Origin of the sequence: Porphyromonas bennonis DSM 23058 = JCM 16335 (assembly GCF_000375645.1) — a bacterium.
GTDB lineage: Bacteria > Bacteroidota > Bacteroidia > Bacteroidales > Porphyromonadaceae > Porphyromonas_A > Porphyromonas_A bennonis.
In genome coordinates this window covers 1-18,480 of the sequence record NZ_AQWR01000004.1, presented here as the reverse complement: position 1 = coordinate 18,480, position 18,480 = coordinate 1, and the positions used below count along the sequence as shown (strand labels likewise).

The 18,480-nt window shown below is 52.9% G+C and carries 16 protein-coding genes; 6 read left to right on the top strand and 10 right to left on the bottom strand.

Going from position 1 to position 18,480, the window contains the following annotated elements; all coding sequences use genetic code 11:
• Positions 1-4 precede the first annotated feature (4 nt).
• Positions 5-1,141 (top strand): DNA polymerase III subunit, encoded by a 1,137-nt coding sequence (locus B088_RS01475; RefSeq protein WP_018106637.1) that lies wholly within the window; start codon positions 5-7, stop codon positions 1,139-1,141.
• A 143-nt stretch (positions 1,142-1,284) separates the two neighbouring features.
• Here the strand turns inward: B088_RS01475 and rd are convergent, their stop codons facing one another.
• The gene (gene rd, locus B088_RS01470) at positions 1,285-1,449 is read right to left on the bottom strand and encodes a rubredoxin (RefSeq protein ID WP_018106636.1); all 165 of its coding nucleotides are present in this window, start codon (positions 1,447-1,449) and stop codon (positions 1,285-1,287) included.
• A 429-nt stretch (positions 1,450-1,878) separates the two neighbouring features.
• Here rd and B088_RS01465 point away from each other — a divergent pair, with 429 nt between their 5' ends.
• Positions 1,879-3,963: a S9 family peptidase gene (locus tag B088_RS01465; protein WP_025081481.1), complete on the top strand. Its 2,085-nt coding sequence runs from the start codon at positions 1,879-1,881 to the stop codon at positions 3,961-3,963.
• 59 nt (positions 3,964-4,022) lie between these two features.
• On the opposite strand, the gene B088_RS01460 is transcribed toward B088_RS01465, so the two are convergent.
• From B088_RS01460 to B088_RS01435, 6 genes are read right to left on the bottom strand one after another with little or no spacing between them, the layout of a single operon-like run.
• Entirely contained in the window at positions 4,023-4,700 is a 678-nt protein-coding gene (locus B088_RS01460) for an RluA family pseudouridine synthase (RefSeq protein WP_018106634.1), read from the bottom strand.
• Positions 4,701-4,703: 3 nt separating this feature from the next.
• Positions 4,704-5,453 carry a 3-oxoacyl-[acyl-carrier-protein] reductase gene (fabG, locus tag B088_RS01455; RefSeq protein ID WP_018106633.1) on the bottom strand — a complete coding sequence of 250 codons (750 nt, stop codon included), beginning with the start codon at positions 5,451-5,453 and terminating at the stop codon, positions 4,704-4,706.
• Between the two features lie 19 nt (positions 5,454-5,472).
• Positions 5,473-6,105 carry a TetR/AcrR family transcriptional regulator gene (locus tag B088_RS01450; protein WP_018106632.1) on the bottom strand — a complete coding sequence of 211 codons (633 nt, stop codon included), beginning with the start codon at positions 6,103-6,105 and terminating at the stop codon, positions 5,473-5,475.
• A 6-nt stretch (positions 6,106-6,111) separates the two neighbouring features.
• Positions 6,112-7,434 (bottom strand): ribosome biogenesis GTPase Der, encoded by a 1,323-nt coding sequence (gene der / locus B088_RS01445; protein ID WP_018106631.1) that lies wholly within the window; start codon positions 7,432-7,434, stop codon positions 6,112-6,114.
• A gap of 43 nt (positions 7,435-7,477) precedes the next feature.
• Entirely contained in the window at positions 7,478-8,380 is a 903-nt protein-coding gene (gene era, locus B088_RS01440) for a GTPase Era (protein WP_018106630.1), read from the bottom strand.
• A 5-nt stretch (positions 8,381-8,385) separates the two neighbouring features.
• Positions 8,386-9,405, bottom strand: coding sequence for a beta-ketoacyl-ACP synthase III (locus tag B088_RS01435; RefSeq protein ID WP_018106629.1), 1,020 nt, complete (start codon positions 9,403-9,405; stop codon positions 8,386-8,388).
• Between the two features lie 491 nt (positions 9,406-9,896).
• Between B088_RS01435 and topA the strand changes: the two genes are divergently transcribed.
• The 4 genes from topA to B088_RS01415 all read left to right on the top strand — a co-directional run bounded on the left by topA (position 9,897) and on the right by B088_RS01415 (position 15,435).
• Positions 9,897-12,293 (top strand): type I DNA topoisomerase, encoded by a 2,397-nt coding sequence (gene topA, locus B088_RS01430; RefSeq protein WP_018106628.1) that lies wholly within the window; start codon positions 9,897-9,899, stop codon positions 12,291-12,293.
• Positions 12,294-12,340: 47 nt separating this feature from the next.
• A complete protein-coding gene (gene tsaB, locus B088_RS01425; RefSeq protein WP_025081480.1) occupies positions 12,341-13,105 on the top strand; it encodes a tRNA (adenosine(37)-N6)-threonylcarbamoyltransferase complex dimerization subunit type 1 TsaB in 765 nt (254 codons plus the stop codon).
• Between the two features lie 209 nt (positions 13,106-13,314).
• The gene (locus tag B088_RS01420) at positions 13,315-14,097 is read left to right on the top strand and encodes a hypothetical protein (RefSeq protein WP_025081479.1); all 783 of its coding nucleotides are present in this window, start codon (positions 13,315-13,317) and stop codon (positions 14,095-14,097) included.
• 21 nt (positions 14,098-14,118) lie between these two features.
• The gene (locus B088_RS01415; RefSeq protein WP_018106625.1) at positions 14,119-15,435 is read left to right on the top strand and encodes a mechanosensitive ion channel family protein; all 1,317 of its coding nucleotides are present in this window, start codon (positions 14,119-14,121) and stop codon (positions 15,433-15,435) included.
• Positions 15,436-15,511: 76 nt separating this feature from the next.
• Here the strand turns inward: B088_RS01415 and B088_RS01410 are convergent, their stop codons facing one another.
• From B088_RS01410 to B088_RS08735, 3 genes are all read right to left on the bottom strand, one after another.
• Positions 15,512-16,276 (bottom strand): N-acetylmuramoyl-L-alanine amidase family protein, encoded by a 765-nt coding sequence (locus tag B088_RS01410; protein WP_018106624.1) that lies wholly within the window; start codon positions 16,274-16,276, stop codon positions 15,512-15,514.
• A gap of 205 nt (positions 16,277-16,481) precedes the next feature.
• Positions 16,482-17,897: a trigger factor gene (locus tag B088_RS01405; protein WP_018106623.1), complete on the bottom strand. Its 1,416-nt coding sequence runs from the start codon at positions 17,895-17,897 to the stop codon at positions 16,482-16,484.
• A gap of 386 nt (positions 17,898-18,283) precedes the next feature.
• Positions 18,284-18,480, bottom strand: a 197-nt coding sequence (locus tag B088_RS08735) for a hypothetical protein (protein WP_038973811.1), incomplete at its 5' end; no start/stop codon positions are given.

Genomic DNA, 18,480 nt, shown 5'->3' with positions numbered 1-18,480 from the left:
CATAATGGCTAATCGTCTCCTACCGGACTATGCTGGGACGCTCGCCGATCGTGGACTGATTGCTCAGCTCTCGTCTATTCGGCTGAGAGAAGCGATCCCACATGCTCTGCTCTTCTGTGGAGATGATGGTGGAGAGGCTCTTCCTTTAGCCCTTGCGTTTGCTCGTCATATCCTATGTGAGGATCCCGGGGAGGATGCTTGTGGACACTGTGAGTCCTGCAGGCAGATGGACTTGTGGGACAATCCTGACTTCTACCTCTGCTATCCGGTCATCAAGGCGGACTCCAGGGAGGTGACCTCCGAGGATCTCCATGAGGACTTCTCTTCACTACTTGAGTCTCAGGTGCGCTTCAGTACGGAGGACTGGAGAGCGGTACTCAAGGGTGGCAATAAGCAGCCCCACATCTTTGTCGCTGAGGCTGATCGTCTGATACACATCACCTCTCTAAGCTCCTTCAAGAGCCGACACCAGGTGGTGCTTATCTGGCAGCCGGAGACGATGAGGGAGGATACGGCCAATAAGCTCCTCAAGCTCCTCGAGGAGCCACCTAAGGGAGTTATCTTTCTTGCCGTGTCTCACGACCCCTCGCGATTACTGGAGACGATCCTGAGCCGCTTCCAGCGAGTAGATGTGCCGCCCATCGAGGAGGATCGACTAATTGACTACCTTGTTAGCAACTCAAGCGCCACTCCTGACCAGGCGTACGAGGCAGGTCACCTCGCTCGAGGTAATCTCCTGCGTGCCATGAGACTCCTCGAGGGAAAGGCGCAGGAGCATGCGACCGATCTCGCACTGAGTCTCATGGAGACGGCGATGCAGCGGACGCCAAAGGCCTACCGCGAGTTTGCCAATCAAGCAGCCACTCTGAGCCGTCCGGAGGTGATCTCGCTCATCGATGCGACCGATCGGATGCTTCGCGAGATGCTTGCACTATCCTATGGGACTGACGATATCATCTACACACGGCTCTCTATCCGTGACAGGATCAGACGTGTCTCTGAAGCAGTCCCTCTCAGCTCCTATCCTGGTCTGATGGATGATCTCTCGGCGGCGCGTATGGAGCTTATGCAAAATGCATCCATCAAGATCGTCTTCTTCGATCTGTTGGTGACGATGGCGATGCTCATCCCCAAGAAATAGAGATAGCTTCGTATATTAGCTGTAAGAAGGGACCGATGTGGTATCATCCGCATCGGTCCCTTCTGTCGTTATGGAAACCTCAGATGAGGTCCTAGTTATTTAGATTAGCTTGATCCTAATTAAGATAGGTCTGGTGGTGGGAATTACTCCTCGACAAGCTCAAAGTCATCCTTTGTGGCTCCGCAGAGGGGGCAAACCCAATCCTCCGGGATGTCCTCAAAAGCTGTACCCGGCTCGATGCCGCCATCAGGATCGCCCACCTCAGGGTCGTAGACCCAGCCACAGACTGTGCACTCGTACTTCTTCATAATGAAATCTCTATTTGTCGTTAAAGTTTAGTTGTAGTCCTATTGGACTGGTACAAATATACTCTTTTCCTGATAAATAGATCCTCCCTGGCGGAACAATTTCCCGGCAGAAGCAGCCGAGAAATAACCGAGTATTGCTCAGTGGCGAGTAGGCTCCATCAGCGATAATTCTTTTACCGATAATAGTGATCACTAATACCGGTATTAGTCGTCACTATTACCGGTATTAGTTTGTAGCCTTACCGGGTTGGGTGACAGAGCGTCTCGGATTGAAGTCGCTATCATTGTGTACTTGTCTGGGTGTCATGCTGATGTGTCGTTCATACTGTGCTTTGTGTGCCGGCAAGTCGGAGGGTGTCGTAATATTTGTGTACTTTCGCAATTGTGAAGTAACGAGCACATATACCTTTTTAATCATAACACCTACACATGTCAAGATTCTTATCCCTTATGACCCTTGCGGCGACCGGAGCGCTTATGCTCTGCTCTCCGGTGAGCGCAACGACGGTCACAGAGACCGCCGGCGAGGGCAAAGTCTTCACCGCTGAGGCGATGCACAAGCTCTATCGCATCGGGGGCATCCAGCTCTCTCCGGACGGTAAGCACTTCATCTACACCCGCTCCATGGCTCAGCTCGAGGAGAATAACTTCTCCTCAGAGATTATGGTCGGCGAGACTGCCAAGTCCGGCAGCGGGCGAGCCATTCTCGGTAAGAATGCCGGTCACTCGCCGGTCTTCCTCGATGATCAGACGATTGCTTTTGTCTCCACCAAAGGCGATAAAGCTCAGATCGCGCTCTGTAACTTAGACGGCAGCAACCTCCGCGTGGTGTCGGACTACGACTTCGATGTGATCGACTTCCTTTACTCTCCCGATCGTAAGAAGGTGGTTGTCATCCGCGAGGTAATGCTCCCGGAGATCTCCAAGGAGGAAAACCCTGACCTCGGGAAGCAGACCGGGCATATCTATGATGACCTGATGTACAAGCACTGGGATGAGTGGAATGTCTCTGTACCTCAGTCTTTTATCGCCACGGTAAGCACCGATGGTAAGGTCTCCAAGGAGCTTCGCTCCATCCTTAATGAGGGCGAGCTCTTTGAGTTGCCGACCAAGCCCTTCGGAGGGACTGAGCAGCTGAGCTGGACCAAGGATAGCCAGCAGATTGCCTACTCTTGCCGTAAGAAGGTGGGTAAGGAATACGCCGTCTCGACCAATACAGATATCTATCTCTTTGACCTCCAGAGTGGCAAGACGACCAATCTGACAGAGGGGATGATGGGCTACGATACCAACCCTACGTTCTCTCCCGACGGGACTAAGCTCGCCTGGCTAAGCATGGAGCATGACGGCTGTGAGTCGGACCTCCCGAGGATCTTCGTGATGGATATGAAGAGCGGGAAGAAGACCTTTGTCTCAAAGGACTACGAGTACTACCCTCAGCAGCTGGGCTGGTGTTCCTGTGGCAAGAAACTCCGTTTCGTTACCCCGGATAACGGCACGTCTAATCTCTTTAGTATCAATATCGAGACCGGGAAGGCTGAGCAGATGACGAAGTACAACCTTACTGACGTGACCGGCTTCGCGGGCGAGGGTAAGGATATGCTCCTCACCATTCAGTCGATGGCTGAGCCTACCTCCGCCTTTGCTTACGACGTGGCTAAGGGTAAGGCAACGAAGCTGACCCCTGACAATGATGCCTTCCTCGCTGACTATCCCAATGTGACCGTACAGCGCCATATTGTCAAGACTACAGACGGTAAGGATATGATCACTTGGTTTATCCTCCCGCCCAACTTTGACCCCAATAAGAAGTACCCCACCGTCCTCTTCTGCGAGGGTGGTCCGCAGAGTCCGATGACACAATTCTGGAGCTACCGCTGGAACTTCCGCACCTTTGCCTCCGCCGGCTTCATCATGGTTGCGCCTAATCGTCGCGGTACCATCGGTAATGGTAAGGAGTGGACCGAGCAGATCTCCGGAGACTATGGTGGCCAGAATATCAAGGACTACCTCTCCGCGATCGACTACGCTGCCACGCTGCCTTATGTGGATAAGGATCGCCTCGGTGCCACCGGTGCCAGCTACGGAGGTTTCTCCGTATACTATCTCGCCGGTCACCATGAGGGTCGCTTCAAGGCCTTTGCTGCTCACGCTGGGATGTTTAATCTCGATGCCCAGTACCTGGAGACAGAGGAGCTATGGTTTACCAATTGGGACCTTGGTGGTCCCTTCTGGGAGACGGACAAGGAGCGGGTACGCAACTCGTACTCTTTCTCTCCCCACCATTTCGTAGACAAGTGGGACACCCCGATCCTCTGCATCGCAGGCGGGTATGACTTCCGTATCCTCTTCTCACAGGGTATGCAGGCCTTCAACGCAGCTCAGCTGCGAGGCATCCCCTCTCGTATGCTCTACTTCCCCGACGAGAGCCACTGGATCCTGAAGCCTCAGAATAGTGTCCTCTTCTATCGCACCTGGATCGACTGGATGAATAAGTGGCTCAATCAGAAGTAACGTGAGCCCTATATAGCACAAGAGAGGCTGCCCGATTATCTCGGACAGCCTCTCTTGCATTATAGATCTCGGATAGGATCCCAGACGCGAGTGGAGGGGAGGGGGGCGATGAAGGTGATCGGCTCCCGTCGGACCGGATGAGTCAGAGAGAGGGAGCGGGCGTGGAGTGCTATCGAAGCGTCCGGGAGTGGGTGTGAGGCGCCATACTTTACGTCCCCGACGATCGGGCAGCCTATCGCCGCCAGCTGGGCGCGGATCTGGTGGTGCCGTCCGGTATGGAGGTGGATCTCCAGAAACGTCTGCCCCTCGGAAGGCTGAGCCACCGTCTGATATTCGAGTACCGCCTCCTTTGCCTCCTTTGTCCCCTTAGAGACCGGGTAGCTCTTATTCTGATCTCTATTGCGAAGGAGAGTGTGTGTAAGGGTCGCAGTAGGGCGCTCCGGGTGACCTTCGACGAGGGCGAGGTAGATCTTCTCAAGGTCGTCTCTCCGGCGGAATGCGTCATTAAGCCGGGTGAGTGCCTTGCTTGTGCGGGCAAAGAGTACAACCCCGCTCACCGGTCGATCGAGCCGGTGTACCACTCCGAGGAAGACGGCGCCGGGCTTGTTGTACTTCTCCTTTATATAGGCTTTGCAGGTCTCCACAAGTGGTTCATCACCGGTGCGATCCCCCTGGACGATCTCACCGGGAGCCTTGGAGACAGCGAGCAGATGGTTGTCCTCGTAGAGTACCTCCATGGATCAGAGCGCCATGCCGCCACAGACCTGCAGCGCCTGTCCGGTGATGTAGGAGGCATCATCAGAGAGAAGGAAGGCGACTGCTTGGGCGACGTCCTCAGGAGTACCTGCCCGACGGAGCGGGATCTCTGCCGTCCACGCCTTGGTCTGCTCCTCGCTCAGTTGAGAGGTCATGTCTGTCTGTATGAATCCCGGGGCTACTGCATTCACGCGTATGCCGCGACTGCCCACCTCCTTAGCTAGCGACTTCGTGAAGCCAATGATTCCGGCCTTGGAGGCGGAGTAATTGGTCTGACCGGCATTACCGTGGAGTCCGACGACCGAGGAGAGGCTGACGATGGCTCCGCTGCGAGCGCGAATCATGGTCGGAATGACGGCAGAGGTGACATTGAAGACGCTCTTTAGATTCGCACCGATGACGCTGTCCCACTGTTCCTCGTCCATCCGCATCAGGAGTCCATCACGAGTGATGCCGGCATTATTGACTAAGTAATCAATCGTGCCGAAGTCTCTGAGCACGTCGGCGACAAAGGCCTTTGCTGCCTCGTGATCTGCAGCATCGAGAGCGTAAGCCTTGGCCTCCACACCCATTCTACGGAGCTCCTCCTCAAGGGAGAAGGTATTGGCATTGAGTGATCTACCACAGAAGGCTATTTGGATGCCTCTCGAGGCAAGCTCGAGACAGATGGCGCGACCGATGCCACGGCTTCCACCGGTGACGATGGCGGTCTTGTGAGTCTGAGTAATAGTCATATCCGGTATTGGTTTATTATTATTCTTCCGTATTATTGCCTATCCCCTTCAAGATAAGGTCGTAGACGATAAAGTAGGTGCGCACGAGCGACTCCCGTGAGCGTCCCAGCTGACCCCGTATATAGGGCACCTCAAGCCCCTTGAGACAGGCGTGTAGGAGCATCGTGGTACGGGTCGGGTCAAGGGAGGAGCGGAAGTACCCCCCGGCAATCCCCTCCTGAAGCATCTGACGGATCAGACGCCGCTCGAGCACATCGAAGCGCACTCGAGCGCGCTCAAGCGTAGCAATGTCATTGAAGAACTCTGCCTCCAGTGTCCCATTCCACATCACTACGTTATTGATCATCTCCTCACGACGCCCAATGTAGCGCATGAGTTTCTCCGGTGTGGGGAGCGGCTGATTGACAAACTTCTCCAGTTCGCTGTAGAGGAAGTCAAACTCCTCCTTGATAACCTCTAAGTAAATGTCCTCCTTGGTGCTGAAGTAAGTGTAAAGGGTGCGACGGCTCTTGCCGGCACTCTTCGCGATGCCATTCATCGTCGTGTCACGGAAGCCCAGCGAGGCGAAGAGGTCTCGAGCTACTTTGATGAAGTGCTGTCGGGTCCGCTCCGCCGTTGCTGTGCGACGCTTCCGTTTCCTTACCTCAGCCATGGTGGATTACTTCTCTCGGAAGAAGAGGTTGATCGGGGTGCCGCTAAAGTCCCAGTTGGCTCGTATCTTATTCTCAAGGAAGCGCTTGTAAGGCTCCCTGATCCACTGTGGGAGGTTGCAGAAGAAGACAAAGCTCGGAACGGTAACACCGGGCAGCATGGTGATATACTTGATCTTGATCATCTTCCCCTTGATCATCGGAGGCGGGGTGGCGCCGATGATGGGGAGCAGCACCTTATTGAGCTGACCGGTGGAGATGCGGGTCTTACGCTTGGCATAGATCTCCTCAGCGAGGTCGAGGATCTTAAGCACCCTCTGCTTCGTCAAGGCGGAGATGAAGAGGATCGGGAAGTCGGTGAAGGGAGCCAGTCTGGAGCGGATAGCTGCCTTGTAGGTCTCCATCACCTCCTTGCCCTTCTCCTCGATCAGGTCCCACTTATTGATACAGACGATGAGCCCCTTATTATTTTTCCGGACAATGGAGTAGACGTTCACATCCACCGCCTCGATCCCCTGCGTGGCGTCAAGCATCAGGACGCAGACGTCGGAGTTCTCTATTGCCGTGATGCTACGGAGGACAGAGTAGTACTCGATGTCCTCACTCACCTTCCTCTTCTCCCTCACGCCGGCGGTATCCACGAGGAGGAGATTGTGTCCAAAACGGTCGTAATGGGTGTAAATGGAGTCCCGCGTGGTACCGGAGATGTCGGTGACGATGTGTCGATCCTCTCCGAGGAGGGTATTGACGAGAGTGGACTTACCGGCATTGGGACGGCCGACGATGGCGAGACGAAGCATATCCGGCACCTTCTCCTCCTCTACGCTCTCCTCAGGTAGTAGCGCAACCAGCGCATCGAGGAAGTCGCCCGTACCGGCACCATTGGTTGCCGAGATGGGGTAGGGGTCACCAAGTGATAGAGCGTAAAACTCGGCGGCATAGGCATCCATCGTGAAGTTATCCGCCTTATTCGCCACCACCATCAGCGGCTTGTCCGTACGGCGGAGCATATTGGCGATCTCCATATCCAGCGGAGTGAGTCCCTCCTTCACATCCACAAGGAAGACGATAAGGTCTGCCTCGGCAAGTCCCATCTCGACCTGCTTATTGATGGCGGACTCAAAGGTCTCATCGCTCTGACCGACCCAGCCACCGGTGTCGACGATGCTGAAGGAGCGACCCTGCCACTCGCAGCGTCCATACTGCCGGTCTCGTGTGGTGCCCGGAGTGTCGGAGACGATCGCCGTACGGGACTCTGTGAGGCGATTGAAGAGGGTGGACTTGCCGACATTGGGTCGGCCGACAAGGGCTACCAGTTTGCTATTGGCCATAGTATGTATCTGTCTAATGTGTTGTCTGTATTGAAATAGGTACTCAGCTCTTGGACTCGTAACCAAAGGAGCGAAGCGCTCGGTCGCTGTTGCGCCAGTCATCGGAGACCTCCACCTCGAGGCGGAGGAAGATCTTTTTACCGAAGAACTTCTCCAGGTCACGACGAGCGAGGGTGGAGACTTTCTTAAGCGCTATGCCACCCTTGCCGATGATGATCCCTTTCTGAGACTCCCGCTCTACGTAAATCCTCCCTGTGATTCGGATCAGATCGTCAGACTCCTTGAAGGAGTCTATTGCCACCTCGCAAGAGTAGGGGATCTCCTCCTGATAGTAGAGGAAGATCTTCTCGCGGATGATCTCAGAGACAAAGAAGCGTGCCGGTCTGTCGGTCAGCGCATCCTCGTCAAAGTAAGGAGGCGACACCGGGAGCAGATCCGGGATCCGCTCCTTGAGATAGGGGATCCCCGCCCCATGCAAGGCGGCGAGAGGGAGGATCTCTGTGGCATTAGGAAGCCGGTCTCTCCAGCTCTCTATTAGTGCTGCCAGCTCCTCCTGACTCATGAGGTCTGCCTTATTGATCAGGACAAGCACGGGAATGTCGAGCTTAGCCACTTGAGCGACGAAGTCCGCATTCTTATCTGCCTTCTCTATAGTGTCTGTGACATAAAGTAAAATATCTGCGTCCTCGAGGGCACTGCGAGAGAAGGAGAGCATATCCTCCTGCATGCGGTACTTGGGCTTAAGCACCCCCGGAGTGTCGCTGTAGACGATCTGCATGCGTTCGCTATTGACGATGCCGATGATACGGTGTCTCGTCGTCTGCGACTTATTGGTGATTATGCTGAGTCGGTCGCCCACCAGCTGATTCATCAGGGTAGACTTACCCACATTTGGGTTGCCGACGATGTTGACGAAGCCGCTCTTGAAGTTCTCTATCTTATCCATCTCTGTTACTCTTGCTCTCCGGGTGTGTCGTAAGCCCACTTAAGTAAGGCTGTACCGTATGTGAGACCGGCGCCAAAGGCGGTCAGTACTATATTGTCTCCTCTTCGTATCCGGCTCTCGCACTCACTCAGTACGATGGGAATGGATGAGGAGGAGGTATTTCCACAGTGACCAATATTGACCAGTAGTCGATCCATCGGCAGCTCGAGCCGATCCGCCACAGCACTCATGATCCTGAGATTTGCCTGATGAGGAACCACCCAGGTCACCTGATCCTTGGTTAGTCCGTTTCTCACAAGCATCTCCTCCGAGGTCTCGCCCATGGTAGTGACGGCGCACTTGAAGATCACCCGCCCATTCATCTTAACGAAGTGCTCTCCATTCTCTATCGTCTCGTGCGAAGCGGGTCGGGCGGAGCCTCCGGCGGGGATGATCAGGTCATCACGGTGACCGATATTCTTATTCCCTATCAGGAGGTCCATCACCCCCACCTCGTCCTCCGTCGGCTCGATCAGTGTCGCCGCTCCGCCGTCACCGAAGAGCGGAAGGGTCGATCGATCAGAGGGATTGGCAAAGTAACTGTTCTTCTCTGCCGTCACCAGGAGGATCCTCCTATACAACCCGCTCTCCACGAATCCTCGAGCGATCTGCAGTCCGAAGATAAACCCACTGCATGCCGCCTGAAAGTCGTAGCATGGCGCCCCGTCCGGGATGCCCACCTCAGCAGCTATGATCGACGCCGTAGAGGGGAAGATATAGTCCGGGGAGTTGGTCGAGCAGATCACCATATCTATCGTTGATAGATCGACCGGGTGGCGTCTCACCAGGTCACGGATTGCCTCCACGCCAAGCACCGAGGCACCCTCGGTCCGATCTCTCAGTATGTGACGCTGATGGATGCCGACCCGTGTTGTGATCCACTCGTCCGAGGTGTCGACCATCTTGGCGATGTCGTCATTGGTGAGGACCTCACTGGGCAGGTAGTGTCCTATGGCGGTGATGGCAGCTCTTAGGTGCTGTGTCATATATTATTCTCTCCGGTACCACCGGGATGGTATACAAATGTGGAAGAAAGAGGGAGAACAAGTGTATCCGCATACTGCAGCACCTCTCTCTTTCCAGTGCCAAAGGTACGATTTTCTCACCTTATCTTATAAGTGTGCATTTTATATCTGGCTACACAAATACATTTTGGAGTAGACGAAGAGGACTGTGCGAAGTTGCCGTCAAACTAATACCGATATTAGTGAGATCTATAGTCGGTATTAGTCATCACTAATACCGGTAATAGTGAAATCTAATACCGATATTAGAAGTGACGTAATGCATTCTATTGATTATCAGGCTGATGTGTAGCTACTCGTTCGGTGTCCATACCGGGGTCACAGGTCCGATAGCTCCGTCGGTAGATCCTGATGCGTCTATGAGTGAATTTTAGGGACTCCACCACACATTAAACTATTAATTGCTACTTTTGCACCACATTCAAGTAGAAGTAATCTCGCAGCATAAAATCATGGCTAATCATCTCCTTATCGTCGAGTCTCCCGCAAAGTCGAAAACGATCGGCAAGTTTTTGGGCAAAGACTTTACCGTGCTCCCCAGTTATGGACACATACGTGATCTCAAGACCAAGGGTATGGGGGTCGATGTGAATAATAACTACGATCCTCAGTACGAGATCTCGGACGACAAGAAGAGCGTCGTATCCACTCTGAGAGCTGCTGCTAAGAAGGCGGATCACATATGGCTCGCATCCGATGAGGACCGCGAGGGAGAGGCTATCGCTTGGCACCTGGCGGAGGTGCTTGGGCTGAGCGAGAAGGAGAAGAATAGGATAGTATTCCACGAGATTACCGAGTCTGCCATCCAAAATGCTCTGGAGAATCCGCGCTCGATAGACCTGAAGATGGTCGATGCGCAGCAGGCACGGCGCGTACTCGACCGTCTGGTGGGCTTCGAGCTCTCTCCGATCCTCTGGCGGAAAGTCCGTCCGAGTCTCTCGGCAGGACGTGTCCAGTCGGTTGCTGTCAGGATTATTGTGGAGCGGGAGAAGGAGATCCATAGCTTCGAGCCTGAGAGTTCATTCCGGGTGCGGGGACTCTTTACGACAGAGGGTGGCGAGTCGCTTAGCGCTGACCTGACCTCACGACCTCAGTCGGTCGATGAGGCGATGAGGATCCTAGAGGATCTTCTCTCTGCGACATACTCCGTGGGACAGGTGACCGTCACTCCGGCGACACGTCAGCCTGCGCCTCCATTTACCACCTCCACACTGCAGCAGGAGGCGTCGAGGCGGCTGGGCTATCCAGTCGGCCTGACGATGAGTCTGGCTCAGAAGCTTTACGAGGCAGGACATATCACCTACATGCGTACGGACTCGGTCCATCTCTCCTCCTTTGCCATCGGTGCCTCTGCATCTGTGATAGAGCGAGAGTATGGCAAGGAGTATGTCAAGGTCAGGAACTTTGCCACCAAGACCAAGGGAGCACAGGAGGCTCACGAGGCTATCCGCCCGGTACATCCGGAGGCTGTATCCGCCGGTGCGACTGCCCAGGAGCGTCGGCTGTATGATATGATCCGGAAGCGTACACTCGCGACGCAGATGGCAGACGCTCAGCTGGAGCGTACTACGGTCACTATTGATGCATCGAGTGGTTCTTCGTTTCAGGCAAAGGGTGAGGTGATCACCTTTGATGGATTCCTCAAGGTCTACCTCGAGGGACGGGATGATGAGGATGACGCAGAGGAGTCAGAGGAGGGATCCGGACTACTGCCCAGGATGGCTGTCGGAGACGTAGTCTCTGCTGAGCAAATAGAGGCCCGGGAACGCTTCACCAAGCAGCCCGCCAGGTACACAGAGGCATCGCTGGTCAAGAAGTTGGAGGACCTCGGCATAGGTCGTCCGTCCACGTACGCTCCCACGATACAGACGATCCAGAAGAGAGGCTATGTCGAGAAGCGGAACCTCGAGGGAGAGGAGCAGAGGTACACTGTACTGACACTAAAGTCCGGTAAGATCTCCCGGACGACCCGTAAGGAGCGGGTGGGCGCCTCTAAGGGGAAGCTATGTCCGACTGACACCGGTCTCGTCGTGACGGACTACCTGATCGAGCACTTCCCCAGAGTGATGGACTACCACTTCACTGCCGAGGTTGAGGAGGAGTTTGATGCCATAGCAGACGGGGAAAAGGAGTGGACTGAGGTGATCGATAACTTCTACCGCTTCTTCCACAGCAACGTGGAGGATGTGATGAATGAGAAGGAGGATCACAAGGTAGGAGAGCGATACTTGGGCGATGACCCTAAGACAGGCTTGCCTATTTACTCAAAGATTGGACGCTATGGCCCTATGGTACAGATGGGGAAGGCTGACGTGGATGGCGAGAAGCCTAAGTTTGCCTCACTCCCTAAGGATCTCTCGATAGCGACCATCACCCTTGAGCAGGCTCTAAAGCTCCTGCAGCTTCCTCGTGAGATCGGTCAGTACAATGGGGATGCCGTCACTGTGGATATCGGGCGCTTCGGCCCTTACGTGAGGGTCGGGAAGTCCTTCTTCGTGAGCATACCTAAGGAGATCAGTCCTTATGAGATCGAGATGGATGAGGCTACTCCTCTGATCAAGGAGAAGGAGGAGCGAGATCGGAATAAGTACATCGCAGAGTATGGGGAGGGGTCTGACAAGCTGGAGATCCTCAATGGTCGCTATGGTCCCTACATCAAGTATAAGAGGAAGAACTATAAGATCCCAAAGACTGTCGAAGCAAAGTCGCTAACTGAGGAGCAGGCGCGCGCTATCGTAACTGAGAGTGATAAGAATGGCGGAACGACTAAGAAGCGCAGCTCCGCCTCTAAGACCAAAAAGACCGCATCGCCTAAGAAAAAAGCTTCAGGCACAAAGGCGAAGAAGTAAAACCAAGCAGCTCCGGATCGCGAGACTGATAGAGATATTAGATGTATATGAAAGATGAGTATTTTCTGCTCCTAGACACCTCTACCGAGGTCTGCTCTGTAGCACTGGGGAATAGGGATGAGATCGTTGACTACGAGGAGACTAAGGGATCTAATAAGCATGCCGAGCAACTTGCCGATATTGCCGCACGCATGCTGAGTAAGATCGACTATAAGCGTGATCTGAAGGGGGTCGGCGTCTCCAATGGCCCGGGGAGCTATACCGGACTTCGTATCGGAGCCTCTTACGCCAAGGGGCTCTGCTGGACTCTCGGTATCCCGCTGGTATCGGTTATGACGACAGAGCTACTGGCGATGACGATCTTTGATATGGAGGATGAGCTCGACTATCCTAATGCCCTCCTTATGCCTATGATAGACGCTCGTAGGATGGAGGTCTATACGGCGATATATACAGGTAGCTATGATGATCATTACTTCGGCGTAGTGGAGCCCTTGACAGACATCGCTGCTGTGGTCCTTACGGACGAGCAGAGTCAGGCAAGGTTGCAGGAGATCGTCGGAGACAAGCTCCTTTACTACTTCGGTAATGGTGCCGAGAAGGCTAAGGAGATCTTTGATACTATCTTACCGGGATCCCATCTGATATACGACCTTCACCCGCGTGCTGACGCGATGCTCAGCTCTGTGGTGAAGCGCATCTCCCTCGGGCAGACTGAGGATGTGGCTTACTGGGAGCCATATTACCTCAAGGAGTACGAGGCGAAGAAGAGTGTCAATAAGGTCCTCTCTCGCACCTTGGGTAAGAGCTAAAGGGCTACAGATCCCGCCGAATTACCATACAACTACTCTTTTATTATGGATCTCTGCACTAAGTTTTGAGTGCAGGGGGCTTCCATTGTAGATAAATATGGTAGATTTGTATGTGGATCAAATCAGTAAATAACACTAGAACCTCTTCAAATATGAGCCAAACCTCTATAAACGCTGCAGCTCGCGATATACTGAGAGACCTGGCGACCATGTCAGTAGGAGCTGCCACCGGTATATACATCTATAACCTCATCAAGAGTCGTCATCATAGAGTAGAGACTCCTACTACGCTCATTGACTCCATCACGTGCTATGAGGGCAGTCGTCCTTCCTCTGTACTCACCTTTGGATGGGATGAGGACGAGAAGTTTTCTTGGGCACGGAGGATCGCTCTCGACGAGCAGGGCTGTCGTTCCAGGGAGTCTCTGATCGAGGCCGAGGTGTACGACAGGAAACTATTGGTCGTAGAGACAGACTGTATGGAGGAGTGCAATACTCCTGAGATCACCACCATAGATCTGGATCCCTTCGGGATGGGGACGTCGCTATCTTTCAGACGGAAGAGTGGTAAGGAGGAGCACTGGGACCTTAAGCTCTACGGAGGTCAGCTCGACAGCATACTCAGCCAGGAGGATGAGATGGATGTGACCTGGGACCTGGAGGGAAACATTACTTCCATCACAGGGCGTGGAGGGGAGTATCGCCAGGAAATGACTTACTACAGTAATGTAGGCAATCGGGTCTTTCCTGACCTCAATTATCTTTGCGATGATAACTCGATCAACTTCCTCTCCAGCTTTATCCTCGGCTCCCGGTCTACTAATCTGATCTCCTCTATGGTGATCCGTCGTCCGGACTACCACTATCACCTGCTCGCCTCCTACCTCTGCGATCGCTTCGATCAGCCCCTTCAGGTAAGACACGAGATCAAGGAGATCAAGGATGGGGAAGCGAAGGAGTTCACCCGTCGTTATGACATCAAGTATCTATGACCGTATTAAAGAAGTTAATCAATGGATGATATCAGAGCCTTACTTTTAAAGTTTATTACAAGCTTTGACCTTGGCATAGAGCACGGATCGTTTGCTTACGAGATGCTGGTGCTGGGGATTGTCGTTGTATTCCTGGCGCTACTGGACTTCATACTCCGACTGATTTTCATCAAAGGACTGAGGGGACTCCTGGGAAAGATCCCTTGGTTTAGCAGCTCCACAGCGGATGCCCGCAGTAAGAAAGTCCTGAGCAAGTTAGTCAGCCTGATCATTACCTCTATCTTTATCGGTCTGCTGACGCTTCCATTCCCCGATGGAGGAGCCGTATATGGAGGTCTTTTGCTGATTGCTAGACTTTGCCAGACGTACTTCTTCTTTTCATTCCTTATCAGCGTGATCGACACAGGTAGAGCCTGGATGCTGAAGCAACCCCGATATAGGGATAATCCCACGGTGGCACTTCTGCAGGCCTTTAAGGTGCTAGCTATCTTCCTGGCGGTACTCGTTGTGATATCGCTGCTCTTCCGCATCAATATGAGCACAATATTCGGGAGCCTGGCAGCCCTGTCGGCAGTGCTTATGCTGATCTTTAAGGACACCATCCTCGGATTCGTGGCCAGTATACAGCTGACCGGTAGTGATATGGTCCATGTGGGCGACTGGATCAGTGTGCCGGGTAAGGATGTCGACGGGGACGTTATGGAGATCTCCCTGACAACGGTAAAGGTCAAGGGCTTTGACAACTCTATGTACACCATCCCTCCCTATACGCTTGTCAGCAATACGGTACAGAATTGGTCGCATATGCAGCGCTCCAATGCCCGACTATGTGCAAGAGCGATCTATATCGACATTTCCTCTATCCGCTACGTAGATGACGGGCTGATCGAGCGGCTGCGTCGCTCCGGTATGGTGAGTGAGGTAATGGATCAGCTCATCGCCGAGGTGGCTGACGAAAATAGTAAGCAGAGCCTGACCGATGATCTGACTCAGGTAAGGGTTACAAACCTTGGACTCTTCCGTAACTACGTACTCAAGTTCCTCGAGAAGTCTGATGCCGTGGATCACAATTACGCAGCGATGTGCTACCAGAAGCCTATGACAGAGATGGGCTTGCCGCTGCTTGTCCGCTTCTTCACCAAGACGTCCAACTGGAATATGCATGAGACCATTGCCGCCAATACGTTTGAGCACCTAATGGCAGTGATCTCGCTCTTTGATCTGAAGATCTACCAGAAGATTTCGTCTAATAACCTTGCGTCCTCCACTGAGCCAGAGCTCAAGGAGATGCTCAAGTCTAAGCAAGAGAATAGCTCTGCTGACAATACTCAGGAGTAATTAGTCAGCTTAGGACAAAAGAGAGGGAGATGTACCCGAAACAGGTACATCTCCCTCTCTCCGTTTGCAGAATGGATTACTGCTTACCGGATCTCTTCCTGATCTGTCGCTCGTAGTCTACGATCGCCGTGGCGATCTCATTGGCTATTGTTGTCTGTCCCTTTTGTGAATTAAGGTAACGCTCCTCCTCACGATTAGAGATAAACCCTATCTCGATCAGGACGCTGGGCATGGCTGCCTCTCGAAGCACCAGAAATCCTGCTTGGCGCACACCTCGGTCGTATCGATTGGCAGACTTAAACCCGCTCTGAACCAGCTTGGCGAGTCTGAGACTGTTCTCTAAGTGCTTATTGGCCATGAATTGGAATATGATGTATGACTCGCTCGAGGTCGGGTCGAAGTCCTCGTACTTCTTGGAGTAATTGTCCTCAAGGAGTATGGCGCTATTCTCCTTCATCGCCACCCTCAGGTTATCCTCAGTCCGGTGAAGTCCCAGTACATAGGTCTCTGTCCCGCTGGGGGAGTGGCTGTTGCTTGCGTTGGCGTGTATGGAGACGAAGAGGTCAGCATTCTTGCTAATGGCGAAGCGAGCTCTGTCCTGGAGACCGATGAATTTATTGTCCGGTCTGCTGTAGTAGACCTTGATTTGAGGAGCGATCTGGCCAAGCTTGGCACCGACTTTCTTCGAGATAGCAAGTACAATATCTTTCTCGTAAGAGAATTTGCCTTTCGCTCCACTGTCATGCCCTCCATGCCCGGCATCGATGACAACGATAAAGTTTCCCTCCTTGTCCCTGGCTTGCAGAGGGGTAGAGAATAGGAGGGATGCGAGAAAAACCACCAGAAAGAGAGAGCGAGCAGTCAGAGATACTCGTGGAAAAGGGGATGAATGGGATACAATCATATAGAATAGTGCTTGATGGATCGGAAATATACCCAAATGTCCGGAAAGGAGAATAGGAAAAGCCTGAAACTACTCGGAAAAGTAGTCTCAGGCTTTACATACCTTGGTTGGTAATGAGTGCGTCTAAGTACGGAAGAATCCCTTACTCAGCAGACTCATCCTCAGTCTTCTCGTCGCCTGCCGTGATGATCTTCTGGAGCTCATCCGGAGTCACCTCCTTGGTCTCGACCGTCAGCAGACCCTCTTCGTGGATCTTCTGAGAGACCATTTGACGCAGCATGTTCTGCTGGGTGTTGTAACGGAAGTTATCATTGCTGAGTGCACGCTGTACCTGACCCTCGATCATATCCTCAGTAGGTGAGGAGAGCCCGATCTGTGCCAGCTGGTTGATCACATAGGAGCGGGTGAAGTTCTTAAGATCCTCCTCGCTGACCTCGAGGCCGTACTTCTCCGTGTAGTGGTTGATGATAATGTCCAGCTTCAGGCCCTTCAACAGCTCCTTGAGATTACTGTCGACCTCCTCGTCTGTCTGATCCTTAGCCATCTCGGAGCCCTTAAACCACTCCTTGATCGTATCCTCAGCGAGATCTACCTTATCAGTCTTCTGATTGGCGATAAGATCAATGAGATCCTCGGTGAACTTGTAGTCGGCGTTAGCCTTGATATTTTGCTCCATCCTAGACTTCAGCTCCTCGCGGGCCTCCTCCTCAGAGTGTACCTTGTCCGGACCGAAGACCGTGTCGAAGAACTCCTGATCTAGCTCTGCACGCTTGGAGTAGCTGATCTCCTTGATCTCGTAGGAGAAGTCGCTCTCCTTGTACTTCTCCACCTCCTCATCACTCATATCATCGAGGCGGAAGAGAGCCTTAAGCTCAGACTTCTTACCACCATAGGCCTTGTAAGGGTTGAAGACGACGATGCTATCCTTAGGTGCATTGTCAAACTTTGCCTTCTCCTCATCGTCAGTCATAAAGTCCGGATAGACCAGTGTCCGCTCTACTTGGATGCCGTCCTCCTTGGGGGTGTCACCGTCCAGCTCTGCAAGGGTGCCGGAGATGAATGCATTCGGTACGATATGATCCCCCTCGACAAACTTGGAGTTGGTCTGCTGTAGGCGCTCCAGCTGCTTTGTGACCTCCTCCTCATTGATTATCGGCTGGTAGTAGGTCAGATGGTCGTCGCTACCCAGGATGTCCTCACTGACGGGAGGGATGAGTGCCAGGTGGAAGGTGAGAGTCATCTCGTCCTGCAGAAGCTTTTCGCCCTGATTGAGCTCCTTAGGCATGATAGGCTGACCAATGGTCTTCAGCTCCTTCTCTCGGATGAAGTCCATGAGCTTAGTTGTAACTGCCTCGCTAACTGCGTCGACGTGGATGCTGTCGCCATACATCTTTAGGATGAGCCCCTTGGGCACGTGCCCCTTGCGAAACCCACGCATCGAGGCATTGGCGCTAATGTTATTGAGACGCTTCTTGTAGTCCTCGGCGTAGTCCGACTTCTCGACGGTTACGTCTATACGGGCAAAGTTATCTTTCTGCTCTACGAGAGTGATATCCATTGTTATGTATTTATGTGATTTAGTTTCAGTTGTTAGCGTGCAAAGTTAGCATTTTTGCCTCTATTGCCCAACCCTCAGCTCCTGCCCTCTCAGGGTAGACGCACGTGAGACTAGTATAAAAAGCCGTCAGAGTCTATGTGAAGGCGTTCTTTGGAGTTCTTTCATATGGGTCTGTAAGCCAGCAGGTAAAGGTTAGCTACATCTAATACCGGTAAGAGTAACATCTAATATCGGTATTAGTGTCGACTATTACCGACTATAGTAATCACTAATACCGATATTAGTCTGAGGGCGTCACTGAGTGGTCCAAATGCAATGACTTATGCGATTCCTGAAAAAGTACACAGTTGATTGAATATTACTAGGACTGTATACCGGCCATTGGATTAAGACCTGAGAGTGTACACACCCGGAATGGGTTTGGCGTCAGGGGTGACGCATTTGATCTTTACAGCTAATTGTAGCTTGGACATTCCGTTATGATTTACAATGTTCTCTGAGTTTGCCAGGAGTAAAAACCGAGATCCCTTTATGAGCCTCCTTTTAGCCGGGTCTACCTCTCGTGAGACCAGCTCTCTTCGGA